10 protein-coding genes are annotated in these 14,531 nt (G+C 38.7%); 5 read left to right on the forward strand and 5 right to left on the reverse strand.

Annotated elements, in window-relative coordinates:
* The 4 genes from cyoB to ppsA all read right to left on the reverse strand — a co-directional run bounded on the left by cyoB (position 1) and on the right by ppsA (position 6,572).
* Positions 1–1,992 (reverse strand): cytochrome o ubiquinol oxidase subunit I, encoded by a 1,992-nt coding sequence (gene cyoB, locus JGE69_RS07665; RefSeq protein WP_005068497.1) that lies wholly within the window; start codon positions 1,990–1,992, stop codon positions 1–3.
* A gap of 3 nt (positions 1,993–1,995) precedes the next feature.
* Positions 1,996–3,048 (reverse strand): ubiquinol oxidase subunit II, encoded by a 1,053-nt coding sequence (gene cyoA / locus JGE69_RS07670; RefSeq protein WP_002119579.1) that lies wholly within the window; start codon positions 3,046–3,048, stop codon positions 1,996–1,998.
* Between the two features lie 316 nt (positions 3,049–3,364).
* On the reverse strand, positions 3,365–4,120 hold the full coding sequence (locus JGE69_RS07675) for an RDD family protein (protein WP_002119677.1): 756 nt from the start codon (positions 4,118–4,120) through the stop codon (positions 3,365–3,367).
* A gap of 64 nt (positions 4,121–4,184) precedes the next feature.
* Positions 4,185–6,572 (reverse strand): phosphoenolpyruvate synthase, encoded by a 2,388-nt coding sequence (gene ppsA / locus JGE69_RS07680; protein ID WP_005803576.1) that lies wholly within the window; start codon positions 6,570–6,572, stop codon positions 4,185–4,187.
* Positions 6,573–6,719: 147 nt separating this feature from the next.
* On the opposite strand from ppsA, the gene JGE69_RS07685 reads away from it, so the two are divergent.
* The 5 genes from JGE69_RS07685 to pgaD all read left to right on the forward strand — a co-directional run bounded on the left by JGE69_RS07685 (position 6,720) and on the right by pgaD (position 13,895).
* Positions 6,720–7,556: a pyruvate, water dikinase regulatory protein gene (locus JGE69_RS07685; protein ID WP_002119749.1), complete on the forward strand. Its 837-nt coding sequence runs from the start codon at positions 6,720–6,722 to the stop codon at positions 7,554–7,556.
* A gap of 372 nt (positions 7,557–7,928) precedes the next feature.
* Positions 7,929–10,367 carry a poly-beta-1,6 N-acetyl-D-glucosamine export porin PgaA gene (gene pgaA / locus JGE69_RS07690; RefSeq protein ID WP_199112881.1) on the forward strand — a complete coding sequence of 813 codons (2,439 nt, stop codon included), beginning with the start codon at positions 7,929–7,931 and terminating at the stop codon, positions 10,365–10,367.
* On the forward strand, positions 10,367–12,193 hold the full coding sequence (pgaB, locus tag JGE69_RS07695; protein WP_199112880.1) for a poly-beta-1,6-N-acetyl-D-glucosamine N-deacetylase PgaB: 1,827 nt from the start codon (positions 10,367–10,369) through the stop codon (positions 12,191–12,193). The genes pgaA and pgaB overlap by 1 nt, the downstream gene beginning before the upstream one ends.
* Positions 12,193–13,440 carry a poly-beta-1,6-N-acetyl-D-glucosamine synthase gene (gene pgaC, locus JGE69_RS07700; protein ID WP_046811962.1) on the forward strand — a complete coding sequence of 416 codons (1,248 nt, stop codon included), beginning with the start codon at positions 12,193–12,195 and terminating at the stop codon, positions 13,438–13,440. Before pgaB ends, pgaC begins: the two co-directional genes overlap by 1 nt.
* A complete protein-coding gene (gene pgaD, locus JGE69_RS07705; RefSeq protein ID WP_005073598.1) occupies positions 13,437–13,895 on the forward strand; it encodes a poly-beta-1,6-N-acetyl-D-glucosamine biosynthesis protein PgaD in 459 nt (152 codons plus the stop codon). The genes pgaC and pgaD overlap by 4 nt, the downstream gene beginning before the upstream one ends.
* A gap of 39 nt (positions 13,896–13,934) precedes the next feature.
* Here the strand turns inward: pgaD and JGE69_RS07710 are convergent, their stop codons facing one another.
* The gene (locus JGE69_RS07710; RefSeq protein ID WP_002119689.1) at positions 13,935–14,498 is read right to left on the reverse strand and encodes a hypothetical protein; all 564 of its coding nucleotides are present in this window, start codon (positions 14,496–14,498) and stop codon (positions 13,935–13,937) included.
* Between the last annotated feature and the right edge of the window lie 33 nt (positions 14,499–14,531).

Genomic DNA, 14,531 nt, shown 5'->3' on the forward strand with positions numbered 1-14,531 from the left:
TTAGTCCTTCTTCAAGTGTTTTTCAAGTAAAGCATAGCGTTCGTTTTCAATACGCTCAACTTCAGCAGCAGGAACGTAGTAGTCAACATTCTTAGTGAATGAACTTACGATCAAGCTAACAACAGCTGCAACGAATGAAACAACAACGAGCCACCAAATATGCCAGATGAGTGCAAAGCCAAGAAGAGTAATGAACATTGCAATGACAAAACCAGCAGCACGATCAGTCGGCATGTGGATGTCTTCATATTTAGTGTTACGTGCGTATGCTACACCATTTTCTTTGTCAGTCCAGAAACGGTCGATACCGCTTGCATCTGGTTCATGCGCAAAGTTATAGAACGGAGCAGGGGAAGAGGTCGCCCATTCAAGCGTACGAGCATCCCATGGATCGCCAGTAAGGTCCATGTTGTCTTTACGTTGTAAGAAACCAACGATGATTTGCATTAAGAAACATGCAATACCAATCGCAACAAGAACAGCACCAAATAATGCAATCGCAAGGTACGGATCCCATTCAGGGTTGTCATATGTATTCAAACGACGAGTCATACCCATGAAACCAAGGATATAAAGTGGCATGAATGCAAAATAGAAACCGAAGAACCAGAACCAGAACGCAGCTTTACCCCATGCTTCGTTGAGCTTCCAACCAAACATTTTTGGCCAGTAGTAAATGATGCCGGCAAACATACCAAACACCACACCACCGATAATTACGTTATGGAAGTGAGCGATCAAGAATAATGAGTTGTGTACCAAGAAGTCCGCAGGTGGAACAGCCATAAGTACACCAGTTAAACCACCGATACCGAATGTTACAAGGAAGCCAAGCGTCCATAACATTGGAGTGGTAAAGGTGATGCGACCTTTATACATGGTGAATAACCAAGAGAAGATTTTCACACCAGTAGGAATCGCAATAACCATGGTCATGATACCGAAGAACGCGTTAACGTTCGCACCAGCACCCATGGTGAAGAAGTGGTGAAGCCATACAACAAACGCAAGAACAGTAATCGCGATAGTTGCATACACCATAGACTTGTAACCGAACAACGCTTTACGAGAGAAGGTTGCAACGATTTCTGAGTATAGACCAAATGCTGGTAATACCAAGATGTATACTTCAGGGTGACCCCATGTCCAGATCAAGTTCACATAAAGCATTGGGCTACCGCCAAGCTCATTTGTGAAGAAATGGAAGCCGAAGTAACGGTCAAGAGTAAGCATTGCAAGAGTACCTGTTAATACAGGGAATGATGCAATGATTAATACAGCCGTACAAAGTGAAGTCCACGTGAAAATAGGCATATCCATTAATTTCATGCCAGGTGCACGCATTTTGATGATGGTAACGAAGAAGTTAACACCAGATAAAAGCGTACCTAGACCAGAAACCTGAAGTGCCCAGATATAGTAGTCAACACCTACACCAGGAGAATATTGAATGCCAGATAGAGGAGGGTAAGCCATCCAACCAGTCGCAGCAAATTCACCTAACACAAGTGAAAGCATCATCAAACCAGCAGCACCAGCGAATAACCAGAAGCTTAAAGAGTTCAATAATGGGAAAGCAACGTCGCGAGCACCAATCTGTAAAGGTACAGAGATGTTCATCATACCTACAACGAGACCCATTGCTACGAAGAAGATCATGATTACACCGTGTGCGGTGAAGATCTGGTCATAGTGGTCAGGATGTAGATAACCTTCGCCGCCGCCTTTAGCGAGGAAAAGTTGTAAACGCATCATGATCGCATCGGCGAAACCACGCAGAAGCATGACAACAGATACGATGATATACATGATACCAATCTTTTTATGGTCTACCGTAATAAACCACTCATTCCACAAATATCCCCATTTTTTGAAATAGGTGATACCGCCAAGCACTGCAATTGCACCAATTGCCATAAGGACCATGGTGACAAGTACGATTGGCTCTGTCGGGATAGAGTCCCAACCCAGTTTACCAAAAATCATATCCATGTCTTATTCCCCTTGAGCAGCGTGTTCAGCTGCAGCATGAGTGTCAGCTGTTGCGTGTTCAGCAGAGTGGTCAACACCATGATAGTTACTCATATAGTGGTTGATAATTGTTTCAAACAATTTAGGCTCAACAGTAGAGTAATAAGTCACAGGGTGTGGCTTAGTCGGGAACGGTTTCATAGCTTCAGCTTCAGCAACTGCTTTTTCATCACCAGCAGCTTTAGCACGATTTACTAAATGCTCGATCTGATGCTTAGAACGGTTACCATCACGTAAGGTTGCCAATTCAGCTTGGTCAAGCGTAGTTTTTTGAACTGCTTCTGGGTTAATGGTTGAACCATTACCTGCTTTAACCGCTGCTACCCATTCGTTGAATTGTTGCTCTGTAACACTATGCGCCTTGAAACGCATTTGAGAGAAACCGTAACCTGAGTAGTTAGAAGAGAAACCACGATATACACCAGTTTCATTTGCTAACAAATGAAGGTGAGTTTGCATACCTGCCATTGCATAAATCTGGCCGCCTAACTGTGGAATGAAGAATGAGTTCATTGTAAAGTTAGAAGTGATTTTAAAGCTTAACGGAGTTTTTTCAGGGAAACGTACTTCGTTAACTGTTGCAATGTTTTGTTCAGGATAAATAAAGATCCACTTAAACTGTTCAGCAATAACTTGAATAGTTAAAGGTGCTTTATCTGATTCTAAAGGACGGTATGGGTCATACTTGTGGGAACCCCACCAAGTTAACCAAGCTAAAATACCAATAATAATGACAGGGATACCCCATACTACAACTTCAATTGCAGTTGAGTGTGCCCATGTAGGTTTATAGTCTGCATCTTTATTTGACGCGCGATATTTCCAACCAAACCATAATGCCATGATGATTGAAGGAATCACCACAAGTAACATTAAATAGATCGCAGTCATCATAAGGTCACTTTGACCTTGACCAACTGGACCTTTAGAGTTTAGAAGTACCATATCACCACCACACCCAGTCAAAAGTGCGGCAAGCGTTGATAAAGACAATACAGCTAAAATCGTTTGTCTCATTTTACAACCTCGGTGAAGAGTCCCATTCCCTAATTAAATATGGGATAGCGATTAAAGTGTCGCATGATTGAGAACGCTAATCCTTAAATTTAGACTTCTCAATTATATGACACCGCTACGTTGTAGGGCATTATGCCTCATATCGACAAACTAAGCTATACATAAAGTAGGCTGAAATAATTGTTTTAAAACCCGATTTTTTTTGTAGGGTATCTAATTTCAATAGAGCTTTTATTTAAATATCAACTCACTATAGAAAAAAGGAGGCAGGGTGCCTCCTCTTTTTTTAGACATTAAATGAATGAGTCATTCACTATCATTTGATCACTTTTGTTCTTGCAATTTTGTCATGTAAAGCTTGTCGCTTTTGTCCTAATGCAAAAGCATAGTCAATAATTGTACTGATCGGCATAAACAGTAAGTTTAATATGATAAAAACAATACTTCTTAATAAGAAGATGCGAGTTAAATTAACCTTGCTATTGTCCTCAGCATCTACAATTTTAATTCCAACGATTTTCTTACCTATACTCTGACCAAACTTTGTTAAAAGAACGGCTTGAATTGCAAGCATAATTACGACGTAAAGAAGCATTGAATGCCAAGCTTCGATTGGAATTAAAGTAAAAAGTTGTTGTTGCAATTCTGCAGCTTTAGTCGATGCGACTTCGGCAGATTGCATCTGTTTTTGCAGCTCGAATAATTGCTTATATTGAGCTTCATTAAAGAAAAAAGAAGGAATTGCAGCGATTGGTAACCAAAGCAATAAATCAATAATTTTTGCTAAAGCCCGAGCTGGAATAGACGCAAGTTCATGAACTTTAGGTTCTACACGAATTTGACGAATAGTTTCATTAGTTGATGTATTCGTATTTATTGTAGGTACAGAATAACCGATAGGTTGATATACAAGTTTACCTTGGGTTAATTCTCCTAAAGCTTTCCATTCTGTCATGCCTTCATGCCAAGCTAAATCAGTTAACAAAATTTGTTGGCTAGCCAACATTTGATTTACTTGTTCTAAAGTATAAGGCCCAGCTTGTTGATTATTACGTGCCAAGTAAATTTGCATAAATAAAAATTCTCTATTCTAAAGATGAAAAAAGACCCACGGATGGGCCTTTTTTTATAACATATTAGATTTGCTTGATTTTTTCTTCAGCAAGGAAGAACCATGTATCTAAAACTGAGTCTGGGTTAAGAGAGACAGATTCAATACCTTGTTCCATTAACCATTTTGCAAGATCTGGATGGTCTGAAGGACCTTGACCACAGATACCTACATATTTACCTGCTTTACGGCAGGCATGGATTGCCATTGAAAGAAGTGCTTTAACAGCTGCATCACGTTCATCAAATAAGTGTGAAACAATACCTGAGTCACGGTCAAGACCTAACGTTAACTGTGTTAAGTCATTAGAACCAATAGAGAAACCATCGAAGTGCTCTAAGAATTGTTCAGCTAACAGGGCGTTAGTTGGTAATTCACACATCATGATTACTTTTAAGCCATTCTCGCCACGTTTCAAGCCATTTTGTGCAAGTAATTCAATAACGCGTTTCGCTTCAGATACTGTACGTACAAAAGGAATCATGATTTGAATATTGGTGAGACCCATTTCATCACGAACTTTCTTAAGTGCGCGGCATTCTAATTCGAAACAATCACGGAAGTTATCAGATACATAACGACTTGCACCACGGAAACCGAGCATTGGATTTTCTTCTTCAGGCTCGTATAACTTACCACCAATTAAGTTTGCATATTCGTTTGACTTGAAGTCAGACATACGAACGATAACTGGCTTGTCACCAAATGCAGCAGCAAGAGTCGCAATACCTTCAACCAATTTTTCAACATAGAAATCTACAGGTGATGCATAACCCGCTGTACGAGTTAAAACCGCAGCACGAGTTTCACGAGGTAGGCTATCAATATTGAGTAGAGCTTTAGGGTGCACACCGATCATACGGTTAATGATGAACTCAAGACGAGCAAGGCCAATACCTTCGTTTGGAATTTGAGCAAAGTCAAATGCACGGTCAGGGTTACCTACGTTCATCATAATTTTGAACGAAAGCTTAGGCATAGATTCAATTGAGTTGCGTTGAACTTCGAAATCTAATGCACCTTCGTAAATGAAACCTGTATCACCTTCAGCACAAGAAACAGTTACTTCCTGGCCATCAGTTAATACTTCTGTTGCGTTACCACAGCCTACAATCGCTGGTACGCCAAGTTCACGTGCAATAATTGCTGCGTGACATGTACGACCACCACGGTTAGTGATAATTGCAGCAGCACGTTTCATTACCGGTTCCCAATCAGGATCGGTCATATCAGATACAAGAACGTCGCCTTCTTGAACTTTGTCCATTTCTTTAATTGAGTTAACAATACGGACTTTACCAGAACCAATACGTTGACCAATTGAACGACCTTCACAAAGAACAGTACCTCTTTGTTTAAGAAGGTAGCGTTCCATAGTACCTACATTTTGGCGGCTTTTTACAGTTTCAGGACGAGCTTGAACAATATAAATTTGACCATCATCACCGTCTTTTGCCCATTCGATATCCATTGGCGCACCGTAATGCTGCTCAATGATAAGTGCTTGTTTAGCTAACTCTTGTAATTCATGGTCATTTAAAGCGAATTGTTGACGATCTTGTTTTTCAACATCAACAACAACAACAGATTTACCAGCAGAACCTTCCTCACCATAAATCATTTTTTGGTGTTTAGAACCAAGGTTACGACGTAAAACAGAATGTCTTCCTGCATTTAATAATGGTTTAGATAGGTAAAACTCATCTGGGTTAACGGCACCTTGTACAACCATTTCACCTAAACCGTAAGATGCAGTAATAAATACAACATCACGGAAACCAGATTCTGTATCAAGTGTAAACATTACACCCGCAGCACCAGTTTCAGAACGAACCATACGCTGAACACCTGCAGAAAGTGCAACGATGTCATGATCAAAACCTTGGTGCACACGGTAAGAAATTGCACGGTCATTATATAAAGAAGCAAACACTTCTTTAATCGCAATAAGTACGTTATCAATACCGCGAATATTCAAGAAAGTTTCTTGTTGACCCGCGAAAGAAGCATCTGGTAAATCTTCAGCAGTTGCAGATGAGCGAACGGCAACCGCGATATCAGGGTTGCCGTTAGAAAGTGCTGTAAAAGCGGCGCGAATTTCTTGTTCTAAGGTTGCAGTGAGTGGAGTCTCTACAATCCATTGACGAATTTTTGCACCTGTTTCTGCAAGAGCATTTACGTCATCGACGTTGAGTTGAGCAAGTTCTGCTTGAATTCGAGCGTTAAGACCACTTTGGTCTAAGAACTCACGATAGGCAGCAGCAGTAGTTGCAAAGCCACCAGGTACCGATACACCAGCATTTGATAAATGGCTGATCATTTCACCCAAAGATGAGTTTTTCCCACCTACGAGTTCGACATCGTGTTTCCCTAATTTTTCTAGACCGATTACGCGCGCTTCCAAAGTTTTCACTCCACTTTTGCAGTATTAATGTCTATCTTGGCATGAAATTATAAAAATAAAGTGCTTAGTTGAGAATTATACTAAGCGACAGTCATGTAAGATCAGTTTACTATAAAGATTATATAGCACTAAGACAAATGTTTAAGGAGAATTTTAATGTCAGAAAGTAAACAATTTAAGCGGAGTGTTTTTTTTATTTCTGATGGAACTGCAATTACTGCCGAGACTCTTGGACATTCGTTATTAGCACAATTTCCCAATGTAGATTTTGATATTCACATCATGCCGTATATTACAACTGAAGAGGCGGCAATGGATGTGGTGGTTGAGATTAATCGATGCCAAACCAAAGACGGTTGCCTACCTTTAGTATTTGATACTTTAGTCGATCCGCATGTGCGAGAGATTATTAATACGGCTAAAGCGGTTAATCTGGATGTGTTTGAAGGTTTAATTAGTAAACTTGAACAAGAACTTGGAACGCCACCAACAACATTGGTCGGGCAGACTCATGCTGTAACCGATTCTGAATATTATAAAGCCCGTATCGATGCTGTTCATTTTGCGCTTGATAATGATGATGGGGCACGTACTCGTCATTACGATAAAGCGGATTTAATCTTAATTGGAGTTTCCCGTTCGGGTAAAACACCGACTTCTATTTACTTATCTCTTCAATTCGGTATTCGCGTTGCAAACTATCCATTAACTGAAGAAGATTTAGATGATAACCGTTTACCAGCAGTATTAAGAGCTCATCGTAGCAAGTTATTTGGTTTGATGATTGATGCTGAGCGTTTGGTCGCAATTCGTAGTGAACGTAAAGCGAATAGCCGTTATGCAAGTTTTAGCCAATGCCAAATGGAGCTAAGAGCAATTGAAGGGATTTATATTTCAGAAGGCATTAAATATTTAAACGTGACCGAAATGTCGATTGAAGAGATTTCAACTCGTATTTTACAAATGACGGGATTAAAACGTCGTATTGGTTAATTTAATCAAATGTTTATTTTAACCATTCAATTTATATATCTAATAATGAGTAAATTGAGTGGTTATAAATAGCACAGAAAAGTTTTAAATATAAAACAAAAAGTTATTAAAAGGTTTTTATTAGTTATCAGGCTGTTGAGTTTTTACAAGTCTATTGTGAAATAAAATAACAATATTGAAAAGAAATGTATAAATTTGAAATTGGGCAAAAACTCTAATTATTTAATTTTGCTAACTATTTAGAAAAGCTATGTAAAAAAATATTTAATAATTAAAAATGTTAAATAAGTCACACTATTTTTGCTTTGTGTGATTGATTTTTTATTTTAATTATAATTTCCCACCTCGATATGGGACTATCCGATTATCAAAATGCTAAAAAAATGTGTTTTTTCATTGGTATATATCTTGCCTCTTAATTTATATGCGGCTCAAGTAGATGAATTGCGAGAGCAAGCTATTCACACTTACAAAACTGGGCAAACTCAACAAGCAATATTGCAATTAGAACAATTGCTAAATAAGTACCCGCATGACCAAAAATTACTAGCTGATTATTTAGTTGTCATGTCAAGTGAAAAAAGAGATTTATTAACCTTTTCTCAGCATTTAGCAAATGTTAATTATGTGAATTTTCCAGAATATGGGCAGCTACCATTAATTCGTAATTTTCGTGATTTTAAACACTTTAAAGATGCAATTGATTGGTCGAATAAATTTAATATTCAAAAGACATCTGATGGGCAGATTTTATTAGCGGTTCTATATGCTGAGGCTAAAGACCCTGTAAATGCTAAGGTGCATTTATCTGGTATTAAGAGTAAAAATCTTACAGCTGATCAATTTGTTCAAATTGCTTATGCATATCGACTCATTAATTCACCTGTAGATGCTTTATCTGCAATTGAGCAAGCTTATCAACAACAACCAAAATCTTTTGCGGTTTTGCAAGAATATAGTTACGACTTGGCGGCTGTAGGCGCTTATAAAAAAGCTCAGCAGTTGCTGCTTGCCAGCGATAAAAATACGCAAACAGAATCGTTACAACACTGGTTAAAAGTCAGCGAGTTTTCTCAACGTGTAAATAACGCAATTACTCGCTATAAATATTTGAATCGGGAAGGCATGTCGGACAGTGAAGGCTTTGCCGAACTTGATGCTGTGTTGAAACAAGGTGAGCAAATACAGCCTTTGATTCAACCGTCAGACCCTAATTATTTAAGATTTCATTATGACTATTTATATGCTTTGGACTTTCGTGGGCGTAGCCGTACGGTATTAGATGAATTTACTAAATTAAATGTACCGTTAGAAAAACTACCGGCTTATGTTCGTCATGCGATTGCTGATAGTTATTTAGCTGAAAGACAACCGCAGCAGGCTGAACTCGCTTTTAAAACCTTGCTTGCTGAAAAAAACTATTCAGATATGACGGTATATACTGGACTGTATTACTCATATATTGAACAAGAAAAATATAAACAAGCTGAACAACTTTTAAGTGATGTTGATCGGTTAATTCCTACATATAAATATAGTCAAGCGAAAGGGGTGGATAAATCGAGCCACCCTGATCGTGATGATTATATTGCTTTACAAGGTATGCATTTAGCTTATGCAAATCATTTGGATCAATCAGAAAAACACTTCCAGAAACAAGTAGATCTTGCACCTGCCAACGAAGGTTTAATTAATAATTTGGCTCGTGTTGAGCGTTGGAGAGATAAACCTTTACAGTCCAAACAAACAATTGCACGTTTAAATGGCTTAACACCAGTTGCCAAAGATACTCGAATTAACCAGATGCAAAATGCTCAGACTTTAGGGGATATTCCTGAGTGGCGCAAAAGTACAGAAAGTCTTTTGCAATATTATCCTGAAGATAGCGGTGTAGTTAAAAGTCGAAAAGAGTTGGATGATCGTGATAGAGCAACCATCTCGCACTCAACGACTTGGGGCCAGAGTAAAGCAGAAAATAGCGATTCTGTGAGTGGGCAAAATGGCTTAAAAGATCGAGAAATGGAAACTCGTGTTAATAGCCCTTGGATTAAAGATAATTATCGTCTATTTGCTTGGCATCAAGATCGTTACGGTGAATACCGTTTTGGTGATGTGCATGACCAACGTTACGGTGTTGGTGCTGAGTGGCAAGCAAACCGTAAGGCATTGTCGGCAATTTTGTCGCAAAGTACAGATGGTGGCCAAGCAGGTGTTCGTCTTGATTGGTCGCAATGGTTAAACGACCACTGGCAATATCAATTGCAATATGACAGTCAGACTAATATTCCATTACAAGCAATTGATGCTGGTGAGGATGGACAAGCTTACCGTGCTGCTTTGACATGGCAAAAAGATGAGTCACGCCAAATTGGAGCGAGCTATGGCTTAACCGATATAAGTGACGGTAATAAACAACAAGAATTTTCTACTTTTTGGCGTGAGCGATTATTTGATGCGCCTCACCATATTACTTACGGAACCGTTCGTGGATTTTATGGCAGCAATAGCCAAGATCAGACTGCTTACTTTAGCCCAAGCAATCATTACAGTGCCGAGTTGAATTTAAGCCATGACTGGGTCACTTGGCGAGAGTACGAACGCTCATTTAAACAACATTTTGAAGCTGGAGTAGGGCTATATAAACAAGCAGATTACTCAGCTCGACCAACATACTCTTTGCAATATCAACATCAATGGCAGCTCTCACGGACTTGGCAACTTAATTATGGAATTGGTTGGCAATACCATCCATACGATGGTCATGATGAACAACATACCTACGGTATTTTCGGATTTGAAGGGCGTTTTTAATGAATAATATGATGTCAAAAATGTTGAGCTGTGTGTTTGCCTCAACGTTATTACCCGTACAATTTGCCTATGCCCGCATTGAAACTGAACTACCAAAAAACCATACGGTTTCTTTAACTTTTCATGATGTGCGAGATGATGTGCTCAAGGAAGGTGACCGCGATGTTTATGCGATTCAGACCAATAATCTGGCACAGTTTCTCGATTGGCTTAGTCAGTCGGATTGGAAACCGATTCGTCTAAAAGACATTGAAGAGGCACGTAAGCAAGGTAAAGAATTACCTCATAACTCTATTCTACTGACCTTTGATGATGGTGCTTTAAGTAGTTATAGCCGAGTATTTCCTTTGCTGAAGCAATATCAGATTCCAGCAGTTTTTGCTCTTCCAACAAGTTGGTTAAATGGTAATACAAAAGCGGGTTATGAAGCCTATGGTCAAGGTAACTTGGTGAACTGGGCTCAAGTTCGTGAAATGCAAGCATCTGGGTTAGCCGAGTTTGCAAGCCATAGCGATGATTTACATCATGGGGTATTAGCCAATCCTCAAGGCAATGAGCAACCTGCTGCTACTTCTTATTCTTATTTAAAATCGCAATCACGTTATGAAACCGATGCGGAATATCAACAACGTATTTTGCAGGATTTAAAAAAATCTTATGCAGTTTTGAAAAAAGAAGTAGGGGTTAATCCTAAAGCAATTATTTGGCCTTATGGCGCCGTGAATGAACAGTTAGAGAAGCTAGCACAACAGGCAGGTTTCCAGTTTTCATTCAGTTTGGGACGTGATGGTATGAATCGCGTGAGTGACTCAACTTTTAAGCGTAGCTTAGTCATTAATAACCCTACAGCCGAACAACTGACAGAAGGCATGTTAAATATTCTGAACTTTGAAGAGTCAGATTTATTTAAGCAGCCACGTCATTTTGTGAGTATGGATTTAAAGCAGTTAGCAGCGCAGCACAATACTCAAACTGATGAAAAACTTGGGCAGTTGTTATCAAAACTGTATAGCTTAAAAAACAACGCTTTAATCTTAAAGCCTTTAGAAGACAAAGATGGAGATGGGCAATATGATGTTGCTTATTTCCCTACAAATAAAATGTCTGTTCAACAAGATATTTTAAATCGTAGTTTATGGCAGGCTCAAACTCGTGCAGGCCAATCTGTAATATTAGAATTGCCTGCTTATCCGCAAAAAGATAAACCATTTTTAGCTGTAGATTTGGCTAAAGATATTGCACGTTTCAATAGTAATTTAAGCGGTGTTCAGCTTAATGCAGGATCATCTTTAAATTGCGCAATGCAAAAAATAACCGTGCAAGAAAGCAGTTGCATTGAACAATCAAAACAGCTCGAACAACTGACCCAATTGACTAAAAAAGTGGTCAAACCTTATTTAAATATGAGTAATCAGGCGCAGTTTAGTTTATTGCTTACACCTGATTTAGATCATGTGGAAAATCTACCTGAGCTTATAAAAACGCTTTTATTACAACATGATTTAGTCAATTTGAAGTTCGATGTAATTGGTAAGAAAAAGCAATTTAATGAGTTGCTAATGCTTTTAAATACACTTGATGATAATGATAAGCAACGAATAATGCTGACTTTAGAATTACCAGAAAACTCGCAAAAAACTGCTTGGGAAGAAGTACAGCAAGGACTTTTTTCGATTCAGCGAATAGGAATCCAGAAATTTGGTATCGATGGCTATGATTTTGAAAAATCAAAAGATGTTCATCAATATTTATATAATCCGCTTAGTCTGAATGCTAGCCCTGTGATGTATCAGCCTTTTGCTGAATTGGTAGAGGGGAAAAAGTAATGAGGGTATTACTCGATATTCTGTTTGCTTTTGCCTTTTTATATCCCTTACTGATGGCTTGGACATGGATGGTAGGGGGACTTTGGTTTTTCTTTAAAAGAGAATACCGCGAACAAGCGCTTCCTGAACCTACAGGTGAAGGATGCAGTATCATCATTCCGTGTTTTAACGAAGAAGCGCAAGTACGCCAAACAATTCGTTATGCGCTACAAACCAAATATCCGAATTTTGAAGTGATCGCCGTCAATGATGGAAGTAGTGACAGGACCGCCGAAATTCTCGATGAATTGTCAGCGCAAGATTCACGACTTCGGGTTGTGCACTTAGCAGAGAATCAGGGTAAGGCCGTAGCTTTAAGATCGGGAGTACTGGTTAGTAAATACGAATATCTTGTTTGTATCGATGGAGATGCGTTGTTGCATCCGCATGCGGTACTTTGGTTAATGCAACCATTTATTAACTTCCCGCGAATTGGTGCTGTAACTGGTAATCCACGAATCTTAAACCGATCTAGTATTTTAGGAAAATTACAAGTTGGTGAGTTTTCTTCGATTATTGGTTTGATCAAACGTGCACAACGTACATATGGTCGTATTTTTACCGTATCTGGTGTGATTGCAGCATTTCGTAAAACTGCACTCGTTCGAGTCGGGTTTTGGTCTGACGATAAAATTACCGAAGATATTGATATTTCATGGAAGTTACAACTCGACCATTGGGATATTCAGTATATTCCACAAGCGCTTTGTTATATCTATATGCCTGAGACATTTAAAGGTCTATGGAAACAGCGTCTTCGCTGGGCGCAAGGTGGAGTAGAGGTTCTTATAGAATATATTCCACAAATGTTCAAACTGCGTGTTCGCAGAATGTGGCCGGTCATGATTGAGGCGCTAGTCAGTATTATCTGGTCTTATGTGATGATCATGATCTTCACGTTATTTTTTGTGGGATTGTTTATTGAGTTGCCTCAGCAATGGCAGATCAAAACGCTTATGCCACAGTGGTACGGTGTAATACTCGGCGGAACATGTTTGATCCAGTTTTTAGTGAGTTTGTGGATTGATCATCGTTATGACCGAGGGCGTTTTTTTAGAAATTACTTTTGGGTGATTTGGTACCCGTTATTTTTCTGGCTACTGACTTTGTTCACGAGTGTCGTTGCGGTACCAAAAACTTTATTTAACACAAAAAAACGTGCCCGTTGGGTAAGTCCAGATCGAGGCTTCCGTGGAGATAACCCATGAAACTTGAGGAAAATAAGGATATAGAGACTTTAGATATCCCTGAATATATTGATCAGCCGGAATATGTCAAAAATAAAACAGCAAACTATACATTACAAACCATTGGCTGGATTTGTTTAATGTGGTTGCTTTTCCCGTTGGTTTCACTATTTTTATGGGTTTTTGAAGGTCACTTAATTTATGATTACGTCTGGGTAGACCACTTATCAGAAGTTAAGACCTTATTACATTTAGCATTAATGATCGGAATTAGCGCGCTTATTTTAATTTTATGGGCAAGTTATAACTGGATTAGGTTTAGTGGTGAGGACCGACGTGCTAAGGCACCTAATAGTTCTGTAGAATTATTAGCGGCCCAATTTTCAGTTACTTCCGACATGCTAAATGATTTGCAAGAAAAACAGCGCATCATTTTGCATTACGATGATCATGGTAATTTGCAAAAATATGAGTAAATAAAAAAGCATGGCCTAAAACCATGCTTTTTTTTACTTTTATGGCATTGCTCTGATAATAATATCAACGGGTTGTTCTATACCATCCATGCTGTGAATAGATCTATTGGTAATTTTAACAATTGGCCATGTTTGCAATTTACAGTTGGGTTTTTGAAGTGCTGCATAATAACTGTCGGACTTAAAAAATACTTTTTTGGTGGTTGCAGTATTGGGAGTCAAAAGACGCTTAAGCCATGGTTCGTTTACTTGAGTTTCTAGAAACCGCAATGCCAGAATGCTCTTAACACGATTGTTAAATAACCTGCGGTTTTTGATAATAAGTGGGTGAGTAATTAACTTATGTGTACCCATCTGACTATGGGGCAAAATAAAATGAGGAGTGATTTGGAAGACAGTCACAAATTTTGCTTGCTGACAGATTTTTTCAAGATGAGTCACGCTATCTTGATTTGTACCAATAATCGCGACAGATGAATGTGAAAAGTCAAACTCTTTAATTGATGTTGATGAAATCACTTGACCAGTAAAATCTTCGAAATCTTGAGAGATATTCTGAAAAATTACTGATTTTGAAGTGTTATTTTTAATATTAATACTCATTTTCCAAAAGTCCTTTTGGTTTTTTAAATCATG

The sequence above is a fragment of the Acinetobacter sp. C13 genome (assembly GCF_016809775.1).
GTDB classification, from domain to species: Bacteria; Pseudomonadota; Gammaproteobacteria; order Pseudomonadales; family Moraxellaceae; genus Acinetobacter; species Acinetobacter pittii.

Excerpts from the sequence above, each read along its gene's own strand:
- cyoB (WP_005068497.1), bottom strand. The coding sequence starts at position 1,992 with ATGGATATGATTTTTGGTAAACTGGGTTGGGACTCTATCCCGACAGAG.
- JGE69_RS07675 (WP_002119677.1), bottom strand. The coding sequence starts at position 4,120 with ATGCAAATTTACTTGGCACGTAATAATCAACAAGCTGGGCCTTATACT.
- JGE69_RS07710 (WP_002119689.1), bottom strand. The coding sequence starts at position 14,498 with ATGAGTATTAATATTAAAAATAACACTTCAAAATCAGTAATTTTTCAG.
- pgaA (WP_199112881.1), top strand. The coding sequence starts at position 7,929 with ATGCTAAAAAAATGTGTTTTTTCATTGGTATATATCTTGCCTCTTAAT.
- cyoA (WP_002119579.1), bottom strand. The coding sequence starts at position 3,048 with ATGAGACAAACGATTTTAGCTGTATTGTCTTTATCAACGCTTGCCGCA.
- pgaB (WP_199112880.1), top strand. The coding sequence starts at position 10,367 with ATGAATAATATGATGTCAAAAATGTTGAGCTGTGTGTTTGCCTCAACG.
- pgaC (WP_046811962.1), top strand. The coding sequence starts at position 12,193 with ATGAGGGTATTACTCGATATTCTGTTTGCTTTTGCCTTTTTATATCCC.
- JGE69_RS07685 (WP_002119749.1), top strand. The coding sequence starts at position 6,720 with ATGTCAGAAAGTAAACAATTTAAGCGGAGTGTTTTTTTTATTTCTGAT.
- pgaD (WP_005073598.1), top strand. The coding sequence starts at position 13,437 with ATGAAACTTGAGGAAAATAAGGATATAGAGACTTTAGATATCCCTGAA.